At 67.1% G+C, this 19,308-nt stretch carries 22 protein-coding genes; 9 read left to right on the top strand and 13 right to left on the bottom strand.

Going from position 1 to position 19,308, the window contains the following annotated elements:
* Positions 1-144: 144 nt before the first annotated feature.
* Positions 145-921: a 23S rRNA (uridine(2552)-2'-O)-methyltransferase gene (locus tag NMQ09_RS01305; RefSeq protein ID WP_255192651.1), complete on the bottom strand. Its 777-nt coding sequence runs from the start codon at positions 919-921 to the stop codon at positions 145-147.
* Between the two features lie 148 nt (positions 922-1,069).
* Between NMQ09_RS01305 and NMQ09_RS01310 the strand changes: the two genes are divergently transcribed.
* The 4 genes from NMQ09_RS01310 to NMQ09_RS01325 all read left to right on the top strand — a co-directional run bounded on the left by NMQ09_RS01310 (position 1,070) and on the right by NMQ09_RS01325 (position 3,813).
* Positions 1,070-1,363: a UPF0175 family protein gene (locus tag NMQ09_RS01310; RefSeq protein ID WP_255192652.1), complete on the top strand. Its 294-nt coding sequence runs from the start codon at positions 1,070-1,072 to the stop codon at positions 1,361-1,363.
* Entirely contained in the window at positions 1,363-1,851 is a 489-nt protein-coding gene (locus NMQ09_RS01315; protein ID WP_255192653.1) for a PIN domain-containing protein, read from the top strand. The genes NMQ09_RS01310 and NMQ09_RS01315 overlap by 1 nt, the downstream gene beginning before the upstream one ends.
* Positions 1,852-1,996: 145 nt before the next feature.
* Positions 1,997-3,001 (top strand): ABC transporter ATP-binding protein, encoded by a 1,005-nt coding sequence (locus NMQ09_RS01320; protein WP_255192654.1) that lies wholly within the window; start codon positions 1,997-1,999, stop codon positions 2,999-3,001.
* Positions 3,001-3,813 (top strand): ABC transporter permease, encoded by an 813-nt coding sequence (locus NMQ09_RS01325; RefSeq protein WP_255192655.1) that lies wholly within the window; start codon positions 3,001-3,003, stop codon positions 3,811-3,813. The genes NMQ09_RS01320 and NMQ09_RS01325 overlap by 1 nt, the downstream gene beginning before the upstream one ends.
* Before the next feature lie 25 nt (positions 3,814-3,838).
* On the opposite strand, the gene NMQ09_RS01330 is transcribed toward NMQ09_RS01325, so the two are convergent.
* A complete protein-coding gene (locus tag NMQ09_RS01330; protein WP_255192656.1) occupies positions 3,839-4,024 on the bottom strand; it encodes a hypothetical protein in 186 nt (61 codons plus the stop codon).
* A 100-nt stretch (positions 4,025-4,124) separates the two neighbouring features.
* On the opposite strand from NMQ09_RS01330, the gene NMQ09_RS01335 reads away from it, so the two are divergent.
* Positions 4,125-5,042, top strand: a complete 918-nt coding sequence (locus NMQ09_RS01335; RefSeq protein WP_255192657.1) for an ABC transporter ATP-binding protein — start codon at positions 4,125-4,127, stop codon at positions 5,040-5,042.
* Entirely contained in the window at positions 5,039-5,887 is an 849-nt protein-coding gene (locus tag NMQ09_RS01340; protein WP_255192658.1) for an ABC transporter permease, read from the top strand. Before NMQ09_RS01335 ends, NMQ09_RS01340 begins: the two co-directional genes overlap by 4 nt.
* A 100-nt stretch (positions 5,888-5,987) precedes the next feature.
* On the opposite strand, the gene NMQ09_RS01345 is transcribed toward NMQ09_RS01340, so the two are convergent.
* Positions 5,988-7,361, bottom strand: coding sequence for a phosphoglucomutase/phosphomannomutase family protein (locus tag NMQ09_RS01345; protein ID WP_255192659.1), 1,374 nt, complete (start codon positions 7,359-7,361; stop codon positions 5,988-5,990).
* A gap of 145 nt (positions 7,362-7,506) precedes the next feature.
* On the opposite strand from NMQ09_RS01345, the gene NMQ09_RS01350 reads away from it, so the two are divergent.
* Entirely contained in the window at positions 7,507-8,100 is a 594-nt protein-coding gene (locus tag NMQ09_RS01350; RefSeq protein WP_255192660.1) for an NADPH-dependent FMN reductase, read from the top strand.
* A 6-nt stretch (positions 8,101-8,106) separates the two neighbouring features.
* On the opposite strand, the gene NMQ09_RS01355 is transcribed toward NMQ09_RS01350, so the two are convergent.
* The 3 genes from NMQ09_RS01355 to larB form a co-directional block, all read right to left on the bottom strand.
* On the bottom strand, positions 8,107-8,370 hold the full coding sequence (locus NMQ09_RS01355; RefSeq protein ID WP_255192661.1) for a GIY-YIG nuclease family protein: 264 nt from the start codon (positions 8,368-8,370) through the stop codon (positions 8,107-8,109).
* Positions 8,371-8,454: 84 nt separating this feature from the next.
* Entirely contained in the window at positions 8,455-8,604 is a 150-nt protein-coding gene (locus NMQ09_RS01360) for a DUF7563 family protein (protein WP_255192662.1), read from the bottom strand.
* A gap of 93 nt (positions 8,605-8,697) precedes the next feature.
* Complete coding sequence (gene larB / locus NMQ09_RS01365; protein WP_255192663.1) at positions 8,698-9,486, bottom strand: nickel pincer cofactor biosynthesis protein LarB; 789 nt, start codon at positions 9,484-9,486, stop codon at positions 8,698-8,700.
* Positions 9,487-9,734: 248 nt separating this feature from the next.
* Between larB and NMQ09_RS01370 the strand changes: the two genes are divergently transcribed.
* Positions 9,735-9,902, top strand: a complete 168-nt coding sequence (locus NMQ09_RS01370) for a DUF1931 family protein (RefSeq protein ID WP_255192664.1) — start codon at positions 9,735-9,737, stop codon at positions 9,900-9,902.
* Between the two features lie 177 nt (positions 9,903-10,079).
* Here NMQ09_RS01370 and NMQ09_RS01375 read toward each other — a convergent pair whose 3' ends face one another.
* The 5 genes from NMQ09_RS01375 to NMQ09_RS01395 form a co-directional block, all read right to left on the bottom strand.
* Positions 10,080-11,420, bottom strand: a complete 1,341-nt coding sequence (locus NMQ09_RS01375; RefSeq protein WP_255192665.1) for an oxidoreductase — start codon at positions 11,418-11,420, stop codon at positions 10,080-10,082.
* A 71-nt stretch (positions 11,421-11,491) separates the two neighbouring features.
* Positions 11,492-11,815: a DUF8026 family protein gene (locus NMQ09_RS01380; protein WP_255192666.1), complete on the bottom strand. Its 324-nt coding sequence runs from the start codon at positions 11,813-11,815 to the stop codon at positions 11,492-11,494.
* On the bottom strand, positions 11,815-13,275 hold the full coding sequence (locus NMQ09_RS01385; protein WP_255192667.1) for a sodium-dependent transporter: 1,461 nt from the start codon (positions 13,273-13,275) through the stop codon (positions 11,815-11,817). Before NMQ09_RS01385 ends, NMQ09_RS01380 begins: the two co-directional genes overlap by 1 nt.
* A 136-nt stretch (positions 13,276-13,411) precedes the next feature.
* Positions 13,412-13,906, bottom strand: coding sequence for a KEOPS complex subunit Cgi121 (gene cgi121, locus NMQ09_RS01390; protein WP_255192668.1), 495 nt, complete (start codon positions 13,904-13,906; stop codon positions 13,412-13,414).
* Positions 13,906-16,239, bottom strand: a complete 2,334-nt coding sequence (locus tag NMQ09_RS01395; protein ID WP_255192669.1) for an ATP-dependent DNA helicase — start codon at positions 16,237-16,239, stop codon at positions 13,906-13,908. Before NMQ09_RS01395 ends, cgi121 begins: the two co-directional genes overlap by 1 nt.
* Positions 16,240-16,322: 83 nt before the next feature.
* Between NMQ09_RS01395 and NMQ09_RS01400 the strand changes: the two genes are divergently transcribed.
* On the top strand, positions 16,323-16,790 hold the full coding sequence (locus NMQ09_RS01400; RefSeq protein ID WP_255192670.1) for a universal stress protein: 468 nt from the start codon (positions 16,323-16,325) through the stop codon (positions 16,788-16,790).
* Positions 16,791-16,823: 33 nt separating this feature from the next.
* Here NMQ09_RS01400 and NMQ09_RS01405 read toward each other — a convergent pair whose 3' ends face one another.
* Together NMQ09_RS01405 and NMQ09_RS01410 are read right to left on the bottom strand one after the other, a co-directional pair.
* Positions 16,824-18,032, bottom strand: coding sequence for an inorganic phosphate transporter (locus tag NMQ09_RS01405; protein WP_255192671.1), 1,209 nt, complete (start codon positions 18,030-18,032; stop codon positions 16,824-16,826).
* Between the two features lie 224 nt (positions 18,033-18,256).
* On the bottom strand, positions 18,257-19,177 hold the full coding sequence (locus NMQ09_RS01410; protein ID WP_255192672.1) for a hypothetical protein: 921 nt from the start codon (positions 19,175-19,177) through the stop codon (positions 18,257-18,259).
* Positions 19,178-19,308 lie beyond the last annotated feature (131 nt).

Below are 19,308 nucleotides of genomic sequence, written 5' to 3' on the forward strand. Positions count from 1 at the left end.
ACTATCAACGGTTACTATAGTAGATGGTGGCGGTTTCGATCGGTAGGAGCCGAATAGAAGCTGCGTCTTGGGTCTGCGTCGAGTTGTGGCGTTACGTATCGCTCGTCGAGTTCACGTTCTCGACGAGCACACAACGCGCCTGGTTCACTCTCGATCGAGCTTCTGTGCGAACCCGAAGTTCGGCTTGACGTCCTCGACGCGAACCCTGACGACGTCGCCTTCCTCGGCGTCGGGGACGAACAGTTTGTAGCCCTCGACCGAAGCGATTCCGTCGCCCTCGCTCCCGATGGCTTCGATCTCGACCTCGAGTTCGTCACCCACGCTGACGGGCGCGGTAAGTCGCCCTTTCGCGATGAGGTAGATCTCCGAGGACTGCTTGCGGGTGGCGTCCGGCGTCGTCGCCCGGACGTACTGGAACTCTTCTTCGAGGCTGGCCCGGAACTCCTCGACGTCCGGTCCCTGGAACACCTTCACGACGAAGTCGCCGCCCGAATCGAGCAACTCGAGGGCGGTCTCGGCGGCCCGCTGGGCGAGGTACAGCGAGCGGGCCTGGTCGAGTGAGTACTCGCCGGACATGTTCGGCGCCATGTCCGAGACGACGCAGTCGACGGTCCCCCCGGCGGCGTCGACGACGCGCTCGCGGGTCCGATTCTCGGTCATGTCCCCGCGGATCGTCTCGACGTGGTCGTGTTCCTCGAGTGGTTTGATCCGCTGGAGGTCGACGCCGATCACCGTCCCCTCGGGGCCGACTTCCTCGGCGGCGACCTGGAGCCAGCCGCCGGGGGCGGCTCCGAGGTCGACGACGGTGCCGCCGCTTGGGAGGACGTTCTCGAGCTCGTCGAGCTGTTGGAGCTTGTAGGCCGCCCGACTCCGGTAGCCTTGCTGTTTCGCCTTGTTGTAGTACTCGTCGCGGCGCGTCATGGGAACCTCACCGAGCGTATCGACACCGGTCGCGAATCGCCGACGGATTTCATACACCGTATGACGGGGCCTACCCAAAAAGGCACATCGATAGGTTTCGGCTCTGGCGTTACATCTATTGTGTATCGTAACGTACTCGATCGTAACGATGAAGACGGTCACCACGCGCATCCCGGAGGACGACGAGGAGGCGCTCGCCGAACTCGAGGAGGCGATGAGTGCCGACCGGTCCGAGGTGCTTCGGCGCCTCATCCGGCAGGGGCTCGACGACTGGCGCAAGGAGCGAGCACTCGAGCAGCTCCGGGAGCACTCGATCACCCTCCGGAAGGCGGCCGACCTCGCGGACGTGTCGTACGTCGAGATGCTGACCCTCGCAGCCGAGGAAGGGATCGACGTGGGATACACGACCGACGACTTAGAGCGCGACCTCGACCGAATCTGATGGTCGTCGTCGATTCCTCCGCGCTGATTCCACTCGCGTGGGTCGGTCGGCTCGACCTCGTCTCGACGACGTTCGACGACGTTCGGACGACGGAAGCGGTTCGGGAAGAAGTGCTGACCGAGGGAAAACGTGGTACCGCGGCGCTCGACGAGTTTCTGGAAGGCGTGACGATTCACGAAACGCAGGCGGAAGCCGGCGAGGTGGCGTCGCTGGAGGGAGTAGCGGTGGCCGATGCCTCCGTGATTCTACTGGCAGCGTCCGACGAAGAGAGGCTCCTCGCCAACGACAAAGGACTGATCGAGGTCACCCGGAGTCACGGCGTCGAGTGCTGGTGGGTGACGACGCTGTTACTTCGGTGTACGAACGAAGGGGACCTGTCGGCGGACGAGGCGACCGACGTCCTGTACGAGCTCGTGGACGAGGGAATGAACCTCCACCCGAAGGTCTACGCGCAGGTGCAGAAGAAACTCCGAGAACTGGGCGGGTGACTCCGCGCCCACTCGAGTGGTCGAACGGGACGTTCAGACCGTCTCCGAGAGCCGGTCGCAAGCAGACGGGCGACGAACGCTGCCGCGGACGCGGGACGCAGCCCTTCGACACCCTTTACCGGCGCGAGAGCCGACGGAAGAGTGAATGCCACCGGCCATCGAGACGAACGGGCTCGTCAAGGAGTACGGCGACCTCAGGGCACTGTCGGGGCTGAACCTGACCGTCGAGGAGGGCGAGTTCTTCGGCCTGCTCGGTCCCAACGGCGCGGGCAAGACGACGTTCATCAACACCCTCGTCGGGCTGGTCCGCAAGACGGGCGGCGAGGCGCGCGTCTTCGGTCACGACGTCGAGACCGAGTACCGCGAGGTCAGGGACGCGATCGGGCTCGCGCCCCAGGAGTTCAACGTCGATCGCTTCTTCCCTATCCGAGAGGTGCTGATGCACAAGGCCGGCTACCACGGAATGCCAAAAGCCGAAGCCGCCGAGCGAGCCGACGAGGCCCTCAAGCGGGTGGGCATCTACGACAAGCGAAACGAGCGCTTCGACTGGCTCTCCGGCGGGATGAAACGCCGGCTGTTGCTCGCCCGCGCGCTCGTGACCGATCCCGACCTGCTAATTCTGGACGAACCCACCGCCGGCGTGGACGTTCAGCTCCGCCACGATCTCTGGGAGCTCGTCACCGAACTCAACGAGGAGGGAACGACGATCCTGCTGACCACCCACTACATCGAGGAGGCCGAACGTCTCTGTGACCGGGTCGCCATCGTCAACGAGGGTCGGAAGGTGACCGTCGCCACCCCCGACGAGCTGAAGACCCGCGGGACGGACACGATCTCGCTCGCCCTCGAGCCGACACCGACGACCGCGCCGAGCCTCGGCTCGTACGCCCACGAGGCGACCCTCTCGGGCGACCGACTCGAGGTCCGCGTCGACAACGGGAGCCGACTCGCGCCGCGAGTGCTCAACGAGCTCGAGGCCGACGGCTACGAGATCACCGACCTCGAGATTTCGAGAACGTCGCTCGAGGAAATCTTCGTCGACCTCACCGAACGCGAGGATCGGACGGTGACGCGCTCGAGTGCGAGCGAGTCGGCGGTCGACTCGGAGTCAGACGAATCCGACGCCCACAAACAGGAGGGGGTCGCCTGATGTGGACCGTCGGCTCGCGCGCGCTGTTGCGCCGTGAACTGCTGCGGTTTATCAGGCGGCCGAAGAACACGTTCATGCCGCCGGCGATCACGAACGTGCTCTACTTCGCCGTCTTCGGGGTGATCCTCGGCGGCCGGATCGACGAGATCGCCGGCTTTCACTACATCCTGTTCATCCTCCCCGGCCTCATCGTGCTGGGGACGATCTCGAACGCCTTCGAGAACGCCTCCTTCTCGATCTTCCACGGCCGCTGGAACGAGTACATCCACGAGACGACTACCTCGCCGCTGTCCTACCTCGAGATGGTGGTCGCCTACGTGGCCGCGAGCGCCGTCCGTGGACTGATCGTCGGCGCCATCGTCGCCGCCGTCGGCTGGTTGTTCGTCCCGCTCACCGTCGGCGGCGGGATCGGCGTCGCGAACGCCGCCTTCCTCGTGGTGACGATGGGTGTCATCTCGACGCTCTTTGCAGGGTTAGGGATCGTCGGCGGGCTCATCGCCCGGGACTTCGACGATCTGACGGTGATGAACCAGTTCATCCTCCGGCCGCTCGTCTTCTTCGGGGCGGTCTTTTACTCGCTGACGATCCTGCCGACGACCTGGCAGTACGTCTCCCTGCTGAACCCGATGGTCTACATGGTCGACGGCGTCAGGTACGGCCTGCTCGGCTACTCGGACTTCCTCGAGCTCGCGCCCGCAGCGTACGCCGAAGTCGTCCCGCTGGCCTCGCTCGGCGTCCTCACGACGCTCACTCTCTGCGTGCTCGCGCTCGACGTTTACCTCTTCAAGATCGGCTACGGCCTCTCTAACTGACCCCTCCGTTTCCACTCGAGGCCCCTCACTCGGCCGCGTGGACGATCGGCTGTGTCGTCGAGATCGGCTGCGGGCGCACGCAGTCGGGGCCCTCGCGCACACTGCGTACTCGAGCGTCGCGGTCGAACGTCGCCGTGGCGTGTCCACGCCGGATGCCAGGATGAACGACGACCGACCGCTCGAGGCGGTCCGCGAGAACGGTCCGCGGCACCCCGCTCCCAGAGCGAGCGCCAGCGACCTCTGCTCCGAGCGGTTGCTACCCCTGCAAACGTCAATTTCCATTTAAGTAGGCTCGGGGTGATCTGCCGACGATGTCTGTCATAGAGATCGAGGGCCTCACGAAACGGTTCGGCGAGGTCACGGCCCTCCAGTCGATCGACCTGACGGTCGAAGCGGGCGAGGTGTTCGGCTTCCTGGGGCCGAACGGCGCGGGAAAGTCCACGACCATCGACGTCCTGCTGGACTTCCGACGGCCGACGTCGGGGTCCGTGTCCGTTCTCGGGGCCGATCCACAGGAAGCGCCGGCGTTCGTTCGGCGCCGGTGTGGCGTGCTCCCGGACCGATACGAGCTGTTCGATCGGCTGTCGGCCCGGGCGCACTGTGCGTTCGTCGCCGACCTTTCCGGGCAGACGGTGGACCCGGACCAGGTGCTGTCCAGGGTCGGGCTGGCGGACGTCGCCTCGCGACCGGTGGGCGGGTTCTCGAAGGGGATGCGACAACGGCTCGCGCTCGCGATGGCGCTGGTCGGCGATCCGGACCTCCTGATCCTCGACGAGCCGATGTCTGGACTCGATCCGAACGGGATCCAGACCCTGCGCTCGATCATCGAAGCGGAGTCCGACCGCGGGACGACGGTGCTCTTCTCGAGTCACCTCCTGGCGGAGGTCGAGGTCGTCTGCGACCGGGTGGGAATCCTCGACGACGGACAACTGCTCGCGGTCGACGAAGTCGAGGGGCTCCGCGAGATACTGGGGGCGGCCGCCGTCCTCGAACTGGACCTCGATCCCGCGCCGGACGACGACCTCGTCGAGGAACTCGAGTCGCTTCCCGAGGTGGACGGCGTCACGAGCGAGGGGCACAGGCTTCGCGTCCAGTGTGCGTCCCCGGGCGTGAAGTCCGATGTGATCGTGTGGCTCGACGGGAACGGACACGACGTGTGTGACCTCGACGTAACGGATCGGGAGCTCGAAGCGTTGTTTGCCGACGTAACCGAGGAGGGCGCAGCGTGATTCCGGACACTGCGCTGTCGATCGCCAAAACGGACTTCGCGGAGACCGTCCGGTCGCGGTTTCTCTGGGGAGCGGTCGTGCTCGTGTCGGCGCTCGCGGTCCTCGACTGGTTTCAGACCTCGAGCGCTCTCGGCACGGTCCACGATCCCTGGAGCCTGCTCCTGAACTTTTTTCAGTTTTTCACCGCGTTGATCGCGATCGGGCTCGGTTACGCCGCCGTCGTCGGTGACCGAAGCTCCGGTCGGGCCCGACTGCTGCTCGGAAGCGGCGGCTCACGGGCCGACCTGCTCGTCGGAAAGTTCTGTAGTCGGTTCGCGATCCTCGTTATCGCCCTCGCCGTCCCGTACGCGCTCGTCTCGGGGATCGTGCTGGCGACCGAGGAGACGAGCCTCGCGAACTTCGTTGGTGCGACGGTGGGACTCCTCGCGTACGCCGGAACGTGGCTCGGGTTGGTCGTCGGCATCTCCGCGATGGTCTCAACCGAGGCCAGAGCACTCGGGATCGCCGGTGGGCTCTTCGCGGTGTTCGTCTTCTTCTGGGACTGGGTCATCCTCCCCGCGGTCGCGTACGTGCTCACCGGATCGACCGATCTCGGCGTGGAGTACACGGCGGAGCTGACGACCGTTTCGGAACCGACCTGGCTCGTGTACGCGGTCCGGGCCAGCCCCTTTCACGCGTTCGAAGGACTCTCGTGGTATCTCCCGACCACTTTCGAGTCGATCGTCGGGGGCGACGGCGTCGGCGTTCTCTGGGACCCGAACATGATCGGATTCGTGACCTTCGCCGCGTTCGCCGGCGTGGCGCTGATCGGGGGCTACCTTCGATTCAGACGGGTCGATTTCTGACGAGGGCCCAGCCACACCGTCAGCATTGCCCTCCTGCTCTCCCGAACGAGGGAGGTTCCACGAAGAGTCTGCGGCGGTCCGATCGACGGTGATCGACGCCTCACACGAGCGACTCGAGCAGTTCTTCCCCGGCGCCGAGCAACGCCTCGACCCGATCCCGGTCCTCGGCCTCGGCGTACACCCGAAGCACGGGTTCGGTGCCGCTGGGGCGGACGAGCAGCCACGAGCCGTCCTCGAGCAGGAGTTTGAAGCCGTCGGCAGTGTTGACGTCCTCGACGGGCGTTCCCGCGACCGAGTCGGGAATTTCGTCCTCGAGCGCTGTGAGCACCCGGCTCTTCTCGTGGTCCGGACAGGCGACGCCCGTCTTGTCCTGGACGACGGTGCCGTGTTCTGCGAGGAGGCGGTCCACCCGCTCGTCCAGTGGCTCGTCGGCGTGCATCGCCGCGGCCACGAGCGCCATCAGGACGCCGTCTTTCTCGCGGACGTGCCCGCGGATGGTGAAGCCGCCCGACTCTTCGCCGCCGACGAGGGCGTCGTGGTCGGCGATCGCCTCGGCGACCCACTTGAAGCCGACGGGGACCTCGTGGACGGTCTCGCCGTGGGCCTGGCCGACGCGGTCGATCAGGTAGGTCGTCGAGACCGTTCGAACGGCCGGTCCCGAGTCGTCCTCGAGCAAGGAGTCGTACAGCGCGGCGAAAAAGAGATTCTCGTCGAGGCAACCGCGATCGGGCGTGACGACGGCCAGTCGGTCGGCGTCGCCGTCGTTGGCGATCCCCAGGTCGGCCTCGCCCGACTGGACGACCTCGACGAGCTCCTCGAGGTTCGCCGGGGAGGGTTCGGGCGACGAACCGCCGAAGGAAGGATCCCGATCACAGCGCAGGCGGGTGACCGAGGCGCCGGCGCGCTCGAGCAGCGCGTCCGTGACGCCGCGGCCGCTGCCGTGCATCGCGTCGTAGGCGACCGTCAGGCCCTCGAGGTCGGCGTCGACGCGCTCGAGGGCGGCCTCGGCGTGCGGGGTGACGAAGTCGACTTCCCGAATCGAGCCGTGTTCCGATTCCGGGAGCGGCTCCGGCTCGGCGAGTCGGTCGGCGATGGCCTCCGTTACGTCGGGAAGGGCGGGCGCGCCGTCGTCGGGGATGAACTTCACGCCGTTGTACTCCGGTGGGTTGTGCGAGGCCGTGACGACGAGTGCGCCCGCGAGGTCGCGATCGACGATGCCGTGAGCGATCAGGGGCGTCGGCCGATCGCGCTCGGGCAACAGGACGTCGAACCCGTTCGCACACAGCACCCGCGCCAGCTCCTCGGCGAATTCTCGAGAGTGCTCGCGGGCGTCGTAGCCGACCGCGACCGGGGCCTCGAGTCCCTCGTCGGCGAGGTAGGTCGCCACGGCCTGTCCGACCGCCCGCACCCGCGGGGTCGTGAACTCCTCGAGCGTCGCCCGCCAGCCATCGGTTCCGAACCGAATCGCGTCCATACGGCCTCGTCGACGGGGGCCCGCAAAAAAGCGACGCCCGAGACGGCGTCGACTGGATGGCGGGTCAGTGACCAAGAGGAGGCGCGACTCGAGCCCGACGGCTCGATTCGTGGTGGTTTTACGATTCGAAAGTCTATCTCGGCGCATGAGTTCCGCACCGACCGTCGTCGCCGTCTGTGGGAGCCTCCGCGAGGAGAGCTACACCCGGACGGCGCTCCGGTACACCCTCCGGGCCGCCGAGGAAGCCGGCGCGGAGACGACGCTGCTCGACCTGCGCGAGTACGATCTCCCCGTTTTCGACCCGGACGTCGACGATCAAGGCGACGGCGAGGAGGCCAGACGGATCGTCCGCGAAGCCGACGCCGTCGTCCTCGGAACGCCGGTCTACCACGGCTCGTACTCGGGCGCACTGAAGAACTTCCACGACTACTGCAGTTTCGACGAGTACGAGGACACCACCGTCGGCCTGCTCGCGACCGCCGGCGGCGGCAGCTACGGCTCGACGCTCGATCACCTCCGGATCACGGTCCGCGGCGTTCACGGCTGGATCTTACCCCACCAGGTCGGCATCCGAAAGGCCTACGACGCGTTCGCCGACGACCCCGACGCCATCGACGGCCGCCGGTTCGTCGACCCCGATCTCGAAGACCGCGTCGAGAAACTCGGCCGACAGCTCGCCGAGTACGCGTTCATCGAGCCCGACGGCACGACACCCCGGGCGACGGCGGCCGACGACTGACGACGATCACGCCTCCGGCTCGTCGGCGAGGCCGACCAGCCGCTCTTTCTCGGCACGGGTGAGCGACTTGATCTCGTACTCGCGGGACATCGCTTCTGACCGCGTCTCGTAGCGCTCGTGATAGACGAGTTCGACCGGCGTCCGCCCGCGGGTGTACTTCGCGCCATCGCCGGCGTCGTGCTCGGCGACGCGGCGTGTCAGGTCGGTCGTGTAGCCGGTGTAGAGCGTGCCGTCGGCACACTCGAGGACGTAGACGACGTGATCAGCCATCGCTCTCGAGTACGGCTATCCGTCTCAAAAGTCTCGCGTAGCCAGGGTCGGGGTCCGTAGTCGATCTCGCGATACGTGGGTGGGTCAGGCGCTACGGGCGCGTTGTCTCGCGACTTCGGCGATTCCCGCGTTCGCCGAGCAGCTGATACACGCGTGGATGACGCCGTACTCGTCGGCGAACACGCGCGCAAACCGCTCGGAGACGTGCGCGCCGCAGTGGTTGCACTCGGGCATGGTGACACCGGCGGACGCCGGTAAGCGGACCTATTCGACGAGATAATAAATAGGTATTCCCAAACAGCGTATGGTTTTTCGCTTCGGAGAAAATTAATCTCCCACACAACGACTATCGTCACGGCTATCCGAAGCATCAGTGATCGCTCGAGCAATCAACGCTGCCTGTCCACCGGCGACGAAGCCGGCGTCGACGTTGACGACCGAGAGGACGGTACAGGACTGGAGCAGTCCGGCGAGTGCGGCCTCGCCGTCGCCGCCGTGGCCGTAGCCGCTCGAGATGGGGACGCCGATGACGGGCGTGTCGACGAGGCCGGCGATCACGGTCGGGAGGGCCCCCTCCCGTCCTGCGAGGACGATCAGGACGTCCGCCGACCGGAGCCGGTCGACCTGATCGAGCACCCGGTCGAGTGCGGCGACGCCGATGTCGTGGATCCGATCGACGGTCGCGCCCGCATCCTCACAGATCACCTGTGCCTCGTCGGCGATCGGCTCGTCGGCGGTTCCGGCGGTGACGATTCCCACGGTCGCCGCGAGCGACGGCGGCTCGTACGCCGGTGAGCGAACGAGTAGCGTCGACCGACGGCGTTCGATGGCGTACTCGGAGTCGGCCGGCTCGAACCGCGACTCGAGCGCCGCGACGTGGTCGTCTGTCGCCCGCGTGACGATCGCCCGATCGGTCGTCTCGACGGCGGTTCCCGCGAGTTCGACGACCTGTTCGGGATGCTTTCCCTCCGCGAGGATCGCCTCGGGGATGCCACGACGGTGCTCTCTGGCGGCGTCGAACCGGCCCGCCTCGCCGACGACGTATCCCTGGAGCTCGGCTTCGGCTGCCGCCGGCGAGAGCTCACCAGCGGCGACGGCCTCGAGTAGTTCACGCATACCCGGGGTACTCGACGCGCACACTCGAATGCGTCGTCGCGAGCCGGCGAGTGCCCGAGGGTGCGCGCGAGCCGCGCGCAAGCGGCGGTCGGGGGTTCGAGGGCGTCGTGATCGCCGTCGGTAATTCATCGGACATATACTTTCCGGTGGCTGAGGGAGCAAAACCCCCGACTCAGACCGTCAGACGCCCGATATCGAGGGGGATAACCACAACTATTATAAAGGGGTAGGGGAAACAGGGAAATCGTATGGCAGATCTTATCGTCAAAGCCGCCGTTAAGGAAGCGCTCGATGACAAAAACGTCGCATCGGACTTCTACGATGCACTCGACGAGGAAGTCTCCGAGCTGCTCGAAGACGCCGCACGGCGTGCCGAAGACAACGACCGAAAGACGGTCCAGCCCCGCGACCTGTAAGGTCACCGAGTAACCGTCTTTTTATTAGTGCCAGCCCTCGAGCGGAGCGTGTCGTTCGGTCGGCAGGCGGCGCACGCGTCGGTTCGACGAGCACTAGTGCTTTGTCAAGCCTGCTCTGCAGGGTCGAACCCGTCGCTGAAGGCCGGTTCGACCCCGCAGTCGACGCTTAGCGGAGTACTACCCCTCGTGATCGTACGCGCCGGCTCGCTCGAGTTCGCCACGCGCACGGAGCACGGACGGGGTTCGACACATCCCCGGGGCGCCCGTCACCTGCGGCACCGTGCAGTTGTTGCAGCTCTCACAGACGACGCGGGTGGCGGGAGAGTCGAGCAACCGGGCGGCGAGTCGCGGCTCGGCGTAGAATGGGCGGGCCATTCCAACCATATCGCAGGCTGGCCCCGGCTCGTTCGTTCTCCCACCAACGCCGCCAGCGAGCAATCGATCCATCTCCGTCCGGTCGCGAATGCCGCCCTCCGCCAGCACGGGAATCGACACCGCCTCGCGAACGCGCCGACAGAACGTCTCGTTCCAGGCTGGCTCGGTCGGGTACTGCAGCGACTGGAGCCGGTTGCCCGCCGCGACCAGTCGACGTCTCCAGGCGCTGCCGAACGCGGCGTCGTACTCGCCTCTGAACCCCTCGTGCGCCCAGGCCCGTTTCGGGTACTTCCCGCGGACGATACTCATGTCCCACGTCACCGACGTCTGTACCGGTACAACCGCGTCGTAGCCGATTCGCTCGAGCCGGCGGGCGAGTTCGACGCCGTCGGCGAGAGAGAGTTTGCGCCGCACGACGGGTGGGGCTGGCGTCTCCGCCGGCACCTTCGTGGTTAGCGGGACGTCGCCCGCACGGTCGCGGATTTCGTCGTGGACGAGCGCGAGGAACGCGAGCCGGGCCTCCGGTGAGCCGCCGAACTCGTCCTCGCGATGGTTGTAAAACGGCGAGCAGAACTGCTGGACGATCCCCATGTTCGCGCCGGAGATGTGCAGGCCGTCGTAGCCCGCGTCGACGAGCCAGGCCGCCGATCGACCGAAGTCCGCCGCGAGCTCGTACACCTCGTCGGTCGAGAGCACGTGGGGGTCGAACGAGAGGAGGCCGAGCCGGTCGAGCACCTGCAGCTGCCACGGCGGTCGCGAAACGGCCAGTTGCTCGAGGCCTGGATTCTGCGCCCGGAACTCGGCGTGCCAGGTCTCCATGCTCCGCAGGCCGCCGTGTTCGAGCTGGGCGAAGATCCGGCCGCCGTGATCGTGAATCCGGTCGGTGAGCCGCTCGAGGCGGGAGACGAAGTCGGGGTGGGCGACGTGGGTCATCCCCGGGGCCGCACAGCCGCCTTCCTCGCGGACGATCACCGCGCCCTGGAAGATGAGGCCGACGCCCGATTCGGCCGCCGGCTCGAGATCGTCGATCAGGGTGTCGACGGCGTCGGGGCCGTTGCCCGCACACTCGAGCAGCGGTGCGCGGTAGAGCCGGTTTCGGACCGTCACGCCGCCGATTTCGATGGGGTCCTCGAGCGTCGCCATGGCACCGATTCGGGACGAATCGACAAGAGCGTGGCGTCGAACTCGAGACGAGCGCGACCTCGACGCCGGACTCAGAGTCGCTCGAGCGATCGGATCTGCTCGTCGCTCCAGTCGTAGAACGTCTCCTCGACCGCCTTCAGCCGGTCGACGCACTGGTTGTACTGAGCTCGTGCGTCGTCGGCGTAGGGGTCTTCGGGATTCGTCTCGACGAACTCGCGGAGTTCCTCGAGCGCCTCCGGCGAGTAGGTGTCCATGGCGCGCTGGCGCTCGAGCAGCGATACCTTCCGCTCTTCCTGCCTGAGCGTGCGGACGAGCGCCCAGGTCGCGATGCCCCAGAAGAGGACGATCGCGACGCCCATCCCGAACCACGTCTCGAGAGTGATCGCTTCAGCCATCAGTCGTCACCTCCGGGGGCACCGGTCGGCGCACGCGGTCGGTCGGCTTCCTCGAGGTAGCGCATGAAGAGGTAGCTGACGATGGGGAACGTGACCAGCACGGCCATGCCCGCGATCATGACGCTCTCGCCGAAGTTCTCCCAGGCGAAGAAGGCCATGATGAACACCATCACGACGGGGATGACGTACTTCACGATGGGATTCCACCAGGTGCCGACGTGGACGCCGGCGTTCTGGTTGACCGACAGCACGCGCAGGCGCTCGGGGCCGAAGAACCAGCCGATGGCGATGATGATCGCCAGCGTCGCGAGCGGCAGCCCCCAGTTCGCGAACGTGACGTCCGCGAAGTCGAGGAAGTCGACCGAGTAGGCACTCGGGAGGCCGAACAGCCAGATCAGGCCACAGACCGACAGTACCGTCTGGCCGCGGCTGAGCCGAGTTTCCTCGGCGATGGTCGTGATCAGTACCTCGGTGATGACGATCGCCGAGGTGAGCGCGGCGAGGAAGAAGCCAACGAAGAAGACGATCGCCCAGAGGCCGCCTGCGGGCATCTCCGGGAACACCTGCACGAGCGAGACGAACGTCAGGCCCGCACCGTCGGCCGGGTCGAGCCCGTAGGCGAAGACGAGCGGGAAGATGGCGAACGCCGCGAGGATACCGATCGACGCCTCGCCGATCGCCGTGAACACGCCGCCGCCGAGCGGGACGTCGTCGTACTCTCGGAGGTAGCTCCCGACGGTGATCGCGATCCCCCAGCCAAGCCCCGTCGAGAACAGCGCCTGGCCGAGCGCCGCGATCCACGTGTCGCTGAACGTCAGATACTCCCACTGGACCGTAAACGTGAACGCGAGTCCCTCGCCCGCGCCCGGCAGGGTAACGGCGCGGATCGCGATCGCCGCCATCGCGATCACCAGCGCCGGCACCGCGAAGACGACGACGCGCTCGACGCCCCTCGAGATACCGAGGTACAACACGCCCGCGACCAGCGCCATGACGATCGTGTGCATGGCGATCATCGTCGCCGGGTCCGCGAAGAACGACGCCATGAACGCCTCGGCCTCGAAGCCCGGTTGCGTGAACGTGAACGTGAGCGAGTGAAGCATGTAGTACAGCGTCCATCCCACGACGGGCGAGTAGTACGTCATCAGCGCGAAGTTCACCAGCACGACGACGAGGCCGAGCCCCACGAGCCCGCCCGATCCGACGGCCTCCCGGATCGATCCGATGACGCCCTGGCCGGCGTACCGACCCAGGGCGACCTCCGCCATCAGCCCCGGTACGGCCAGCAGGAACAGCAGAATCAGGAACGCCAGGATGAACGCACCGCCGCCGTTCTCACCCGTGACGAACGGGAACCGCCAGATGTTTCCAACGCCGACCATGGCGCCGATCATTGCCATCAGGAACCCGAACCGGGTTCCCCACTCCGCCCGTGAAATCTCGAGGTCCGAATCGGACACGCGAATCACCCCTAGGTAGGTGATACCAACCAGCAGTAAAACTGTTTTGAGGTGACAGAATTACAGACGTACTGGAGGCAGATACCGTCCTGAAAAATGAAATTAGCTCGAGTAGTTCACTGGGCTGCCTCGGCGGTCACTTCTCAACGTCGAGTAACGCCACGCGTTCGCAGACGAGTTCCGCGAGGCTCGCGTCGGTCGCCGCGCGTTCGGCGTCGGTGATCTCGAAGAACGAACAGAGTCGCTCCTCGTCGAGAGCCTCGAGCGTCGTCCCGGGGTCGAAGCCGTCCAGCGCCTCGAGGGCTGCGACGGCGCCAGCCTCGTCACCGCCGTCGACCAGCACGACGACCCGGTTCTCGCCTTCCGAGACGCCCATCTCGAGCGCCCGGTCGATCTGTCGGCGGCCCGCGGCGTACAGCAGGATCTCGACGGCCCGGTCACGGGCGACGTTCTCCCCACGCTCGATGGCTCGATCCGCGAGTTCCACCGCCCGCTCGAGGTGGCGCCGGTCGGCGACGTACCGGGCGTCGAACGCCTGGATCGTCGCGTCGTGACGATCGCCGATCTCGCCCAGCCGGGAGACGAGCGCGTCGAGGTCCTCGATCTCGAGTCGGCCCTCGAGTAGCCACATCAGAAATCACCCAGGCTTGACTGGTTCTTCGTCGGTTCCTCGTCGGGTTCGTCTGCAGGAGCACCGCCCGCCCGTTCGACGCCGCCGTTTCCGTCGCCGGAGCGCTCCTCGACGCCGTCCATCGACGGGTCCTCGCGGCCGGCGTTCTCGAGGATCGTCTCCGCCGTCTTCGTCCCCTTGAGTGCGCCGAGGACGACGCCCTTGTCGGCCGTCCGGAGGTCGGCGGGCGTCTCGAGGCCGGCCGCGTACAGCTGGCGGGCGCGCTTGCGGCCGACGCCGCGGATGCCGACGAGCTCGAGCAGCTCCTCGCGAACGCCGTGTTCGACCCGCGCGCGCGCCTCGCGGACGGCGACGGTCCACTCGCTGTCGATCTCGGCGGCGAGCGACTCGGCCGCGCCGAGCAGCCACTCCGCCGTGTCGACCTTCCCGCGGAGGTCGCCCGGGCCGATCCGGTAGCGGTCGGTGAGACGACTCTCTTCTTCCTCGTTCGCCCAGTCCTCGAGCAGTTTCCCGGTCTTCAACGCCGCGAGCCAGTCCTCGAAGCGGACGTCCTCGAACTCGCTCGGTGCGTCGCCGAGCAGTTCGCTCTCGCGTTCGTAAAACAGTTCGGCGTACTGCTCGTCCTCACCGGAGCGCAAGTAGAGTTCGTACATGTCCGGGGTTCGGGCGATCAGCTGGTAGCACCCGAGCGCGGTCGGCCGGTCGTCCGTGGACTCGAGGCCGTGGACGATCTCGGCGGCGCTCATCGGGTCGAGGTAGAGCCGCGAGACGGTGTGGCCGAGGCTCGTCGCCTGGAGTTCGACGCTGCTCGGCTCACCGGCGAGTTCGTCCGCCGAGACGAAGCCGTCGCTTCCCTCGCTCGCCGTCTCCCCCTCCCGTTCGATGAAGTCGTTCGCCTCGAGATACTGCAGGACGTCGTCGGTGACCGACTCGAGTCGACCCCGTTCTGTGGTCTGGCTCGCGTAGAGGGTTTCGGCCAGAAAGTCGAGTAGGCCCTCGCGGGTGCGGGCGAAGCCGGAGGCGATCGTCGCCAGGACGTGGGTCCGCAGGGCGGGTTCGGCGGCGAGTTTCGACCGGACGGCTTCGGGCTCGGCCCAGACGTAGCGGTCGAACAGTTCGTTCATGTCCTCGTGGCCCTTCGCCAGGAGGACGGCCTCGCCGTAGGGGTCGAGCCCCGGCCGACCTGCCCGCCCCATCATCTGGTGGACCTCGAGCACCGGCAGCGGCGTCATGCCGCCCGCGCTGGGGTCGAACCGGCGCCAGTCGCGGACGATCACCCGGCGAGCAGGCGTGTTCACCCCGGCGGCGAGCGTCGGCGTCGCGGCGATGAGCTTGAGCAAGCGGTCGCGGAAGGCGTCCTCGACGAGCGATCGGTGCTCACTCGCCAGCCCGGCGTGGTGAAAGGCTGCCCCGCGTTCGACGCAGGCTGCGAGGTCCTCGCTCGTCTCCGTGTCGCTTACGTCTCGGATCTCGTCTGCCAGGGCAGCGAGGTCGGTCCGCTCGTCGTCGGTGAGCGCCCGGGTGGTCACGCTCGAGAGGTCCCGCGCGGCTGCCTCGGCGTTTCGCCGCGAGCTGACGAAGACGAGCGAGGAGCCCCCCTCGTCTAAAATGTCGCGGACGAGCGCGGCTTCCTGCTTTTCGGTCCCCTCGACGGGCACCTCGCGGGTGCTCCCGTCGTCGAAGTTGAGCGCGTTGCCGTAGTGGACGCCCATCCGGAGGTCGATCGGTCGCCAGTCAGTGTCGACGAGGTCGGCCTCGAGCCAGTCGGCGAGCTCGGCCGCGTTGCCGACGGTCGCCGAGAGCGCGACGGTCTGCAGGGTCGGGTTGAGTTTTCGTAACTTGGCGAGCGTCACCTCGAGCGTCGGCCCTCTCGAGCGGTCGTCGATGAGGTGGACTTCGTCGCTGACGACGCAGGTGAGGTCGGTGAGCCAGTCGGCGCCGTTTCGCACGAGCGAGTCGACCTTCTCGCTCGTGGCGACGATAATGTCCCGGCTGGCGAGCCAGTCGCTCGTCGACTCGTAGTTGCCGGTGGTGACGCCGACGGAGACCCCGAACGCCTCGTAGGCGTCGAACTCCGCCTTTTTCTCGCTGGCGAGTGCCCGGAGCGGAACGATGTACAGCGCCTTCCCCCCACGTTCGATCGCCGAGAGCATCGCCAGCGCGGCGATCATGGTCTTGCCGCTGGCGGTTGGGACGGCGGCGACGAGGTTCTCGCCCTCGAGAACCCCCGCCTCGACGGCTGCGGCCTGTGGAGGATAGAGCGACTCGATCCCCTGCTCCCGGAAATGCGAGACGGCCCCGGGCGCCAACCCCGACAGTTCCTCGACGTTCATTACCCTCCGTTCGGGCGTCCCGCCGTTTAAACTGTCGTCTCGAGCGGCGACAGAGGGATACCGAGCCCGGCCAAACGTGTGCCATGGCCGACCCGAACCGCGTCCTCGTTCCCGCCCTCGGCCGCTCCTGTGAGACCGAGTCGCTCGAGTACGTCCTCGAGACGTTTCCGAACGCCGAGGTGACGGTGCTGTCGGTGATCACACCACTCGACGCCCGGCTGAGCGAAGGGAAGCTCCTCGAGCGCAGCGACGAGCGCCTCGAGTGTGCACGAGCGGACGCGAAAGCGATCGTGGACGCAATCGACGCCGACCCCGACCACGTGCGAGTCGTGACGGCTGAGGGTCGTCCGGGGACCGTCATCCCCCGCTACGCCAGTGAAGGGGGATTCGATCACGTCGTCATGTGCGGGACGGACGCCCACCCGATCGTCCGGCGGCTGCTCGGCCGCGACCTCTCGACGACCGTCATCAATCGGACGCCGGTCCCCGTCACCGTCCTCGAGGGAGACTCGCGCTCGTCTCGAGGGCGACACGACGACGAGCGCTCGTGAATACCCGAACAGCGCGCCAATCGCCGAGTATCGTTAGCCGCCGAGTACCGTCTCGAGCGCGCGGTAGAGGCCGAAGGCGACGGCGATCGACGAGAAGAGCGTGAACAGCCAGAACGAAACCGTGAAGGCGATCTTTCGCTTCGAGACGCCCGCCGAGCCGGCCGCCAGCCCGCCGCCGATGACCCCGGAGAGGATGATGTTGTTGAGCGAGATCGGAATCCCGAGGGCGATCGCCAGCTGGGCGATGATGAAGCCCGGCACGAGCGCCGCGATCGACCGCCGAACGCCGAGCTGGGCGTATTCCCGGGAGGTGGCCTGTAACAGCCGCGGCGCACCCATCCACGCCCCGGCGAGGATGCCAACCGCACCGAGAGCGAGCAGGGCGATCACCGGCAAGCCGAGTTCGCCCCGGAAGAGGTTCTCGAGCGGGCCGGTCGCGAGGCCGACCTGCGAGCCGCCAGAGGAGAAGGCGACGACGCCCCCGAGCACGAGGAGGAACGACCGGATGCCGCCCTCGACGGAGTCGAGGACGCGCGTGCGAACCCAGTACGCACTCAGCAGGCCGAGCGCGAGCGTGACGAGGACGAGCCCGAGATCGACGTCCGCGACGAGCGTCGGCCCACCGCCGACCTGTCGGGAGAGGAAGGCTGCGATCGTCCCCTGATCGGCGTCGGGGTCGGGGATAACGCCGAGTCGGACGTTCGCGATGATCGCGCCGACGATGCCAGCCAGGAGCGGGACGCCGATCGCTTCGGGAACGTCGTCCCGGCGAAGGACCGTCGCGGTGACGTAGGCGAGGCCACCGGACATAAACGGCACCAGCAGCCAGAACGTGCCCAGACGCTGGTAGGTCGCCATCGCCGGATCGCCGCCGAGTGCGAGGCCGGCACCGACCATCGCCCCCGTCGTCGCGAACGCCGCCGGGATCGGATAGCGCGTGTAGATCCCGACCGCCATGAATCCCGCCGCCGTCAACAGCCCGGCGGTGGCCGCGAGCGGCGTGATCGCCACACCGTCGATGAGGTCCGCGCCGACCGTCTCGGAGATACTGCCCCCCTGCATGATCGCCCCCGCGGCCGCGAGCAGGCCGATGAGAAACGCCGCCTGCATCGTCGAGATCGCGTTTGCGCCGATCGCGGGAGCGAACGGCGGGGAGTTGCTGTTCGCACCGAGTACCCACGCCATGAACAGGCAGGTGAGGATTGCGACGCCGACGAGCAACCCGAACGTGAGCGCACTCATTGCCTCTACGGGATTCGTTCACACGGAGAAAAGCCTTCTCCCGATCCGGTGCAGTCCAGCGGATGGAACGCCGACCGCGGGTGTCACGCCCGTTCGTTCTACACCACCGCTTCGAATTATAGTAACCGTTGAAAGTCATTGCACACCCGGTCACGACCGTTGGCGGGCAGCCTCGCCAACGAGGCCGAGGCTGCCCGTTCGGCTGTGACCGGGTGTAAATCGTTTCAACGAGTACTATAGCTGGACGAGGGCTCGTAGCGTTCACGGTGGACGACCTCCCCGGTGCCGTCCGAGAGAGCGGTCACGACGAGCTGGTCGCCGTCGGGGTGGAGCGCGACGATCGCCCACGAGCCCGCCCACCCACCCGGCTCGTCGCCGGTAAGCTCGGTTTCGTCGCCGGCGATCGTCGACTCGATTCGAACGGCGTCGGCGTCGGTCCCCGGCGAGTCCGTGAGCGTGACCCGGGCGAAGTCAGCGTCCGGGAACTCGTCGTCCGCGTCGTCTCCCGGGTCGACGTCGTACTCGACGTCGGCCACCACGTCGTTCGCCTCGTCCTCGATCGGCTCTGCGAAGGCCCCCTCAGGGTCGTCCGGTGGCTCGGCCCGGCCGCCGACCCAGAAGACGCGCCACTCGTCGTCCTCGGTCGCGAGCACCCAGGTGTCCCCCTCGAGGGCAGCCGACGTCTCGAGTTCGGTCTCGACGACCACGACGTCCTCCTCGGCGACGACGGTCTCGAGAGCGTCCCGGTCGACGAACAGCGAGGCGCCCTCGAGTTCGAGGACGTCCTCGACGGAGGCGTCTTCGACGACGACGTCGGTCTCGCCACGCTCGACGTCGTCAACGTCCTCGAACTCGGGCGGTCCCTGGGCGGCGAGGAGGTCACGGAGCGGGCTGGAGCCGTGGAGTAACTCGTCCATCGCGTCGACGTCCTCGGCGACGGCCGCCTCGAGGAACGCGTCGATCGTCTCGACCGGATCGGCGGCCGGTCCGGCGTCGGGTTCGTCGTCGTCGTCACCGTTCGACTCGTCGGCGACTCCATCACCGCTCGCTCCCTCGTCACCGTCGTCGCCGTCGTCGCCGAAACAGCCCGCGAGCCCAGCGATTCCGAGCGCGCCAGCGGCGGCGAGGTAGCGTCGCCGTTCCATGGACTCGAGTCATCGAGAAGCTCCATAAGCGACGTCCAGCGTCTCAGCGAGAGAGAGAAAGAGGACGAGCGCGACATCGGCGACGCCACGGGTCGTGGACGCCCCGGCGGTGAACCGATACGCTGACGCCG

It is taken from the genome of Natronobeatus ordinarius, from assembly GCF_024362485.1.
In the GTDB taxonomy this organism is placed as follows: domain Archaea; phylum Halobacteriota; class Halobacteria; order Halobacteriales; family Natrialbaceae; genus Natronobeatus; species Natronobeatus ordinarius.

Coding starts and splice junctions, on each gene's coding strand:
- NMQ09_RS01305 (WP_255192651.1), bottom strand. CDS start 921: ATGACGCGCCGCGACGAGTACTACAACAAGGCGAAACAGCAAGGCTAC.
- NMQ09_RS01310 (WP_255192652.1), top strand. CDS start 1,070: ATGAAGACGGTCACCACGCGCATCCCGGAGGACGACGAGGAGGCGCTC.
- NMQ09_RS01315 (WP_255192653.1), top strand. CDS start 1,363: ATGGTCGTCGTCGATTCCTCCGCGCTGATTCCACTCGCGTGGGTCGGT.
- NMQ09_RS01320 (WP_255192654.1), top strand. CDS start 1,997: ATGCCACCGGCCATCGAGACGAACGGGCTCGTCAAGGAGTACGGCGAC.
- NMQ09_RS01325 (WP_255192655.1), top strand. CDS start 3,001: ATGTGGACCGTCGGCTCGCGCGCGCTGTTGCGCCGTGAACTGCTGCGG.
- NMQ09_RS01335 (WP_255192657.1), top strand. CDS start 4,125: ATGTCTGTCATAGAGATCGAGGGCCTCACGAAACGGTTCGGCGAGGTC.
- NMQ09_RS01345 (WP_255192659.1), bottom strand. CDS start 7,361: ATGGACGCGATTCGGTTCGGAACCGATGGCTGGCGGGCGACGCTCGAG.
- NMQ09_RS01350 (WP_255192660.1), top strand. CDS start 7,507: ATGAGTTCCGCACCGACCGTCGTCGCCGTCTGTGGGAGCCTCCGCGAG.
- NMQ09_RS01355 (WP_255192661.1), bottom strand. CDS start 8,370: ATGGCTGATCACGTCGTCTACGTCCTCGAGTGTGCCGACGGCACGCTC.
- NMQ09_RS01360 (WP_255192662.1), bottom strand. CDS start 8,604: ATGCCCGAGTGCAACCACTGCGGCGCGCACGTCTCCGAGCGGTTTGCG.
- larB (WP_255192663.1), bottom strand. CDS start 9,486: ATGCGTGAACTACTCGAGGCCGTCGCCGCTGGTGAGCTCTCGCCGGCG.
- NMQ09_RS01370 (WP_255192664.1), top strand. CDS start 9,735: ATGGCAGATCTTATCGTCAAAGCCGCCGTTAAGGAAGCGCTCGATGAC.
- NMQ09_RS01375 (WP_255192665.1), bottom strand. CDS start 11,420: ATGGCGACGCTCGAGGACCCCATCGAAATCGGCGGCGTGACGGTCCGA.
- NMQ09_RS01380 (WP_255192666.1), bottom strand. CDS start 11,815: ATGGCTGAAGCGATCACTCTCGAGACGTGGTTCGGGATGGGCGTCGCG.
- cgi121 (WP_255192668.1), bottom strand. CDS start 13,906: ATGTGGCTACTCGAGGGCCGACTCGAGATCGAGGACCTCGACGCGCTC.
- NMQ09_RS01395 (WP_255192669.1), bottom strand. CDS start 16,239: ATGAACGTCGAGGAACTGTCGGGGTTGGCGCCCGGGGCCGTCTCGCAT.
- NMQ09_RS01400 (WP_255192670.1), top strand. CDS start 16,323: ATGGCCGACCCGAACCGCGTCCTCGTTCCCGCCCTCGGCCGCTCCTGT.
- NMQ09_RS01405 (WP_255192671.1), bottom strand. CDS start 18,032: ATGAGTGCGCTCACGTTCGGGTTGCTCGTCGGCGTCGCAATCCTCACC.
- NMQ09_RS01410 (WP_255192672.1), bottom strand. CDS start 19,177: ATGGAACGGCGACGCTACCTCGCCGCCGCTGGCGCGCTCGGAATCGCT.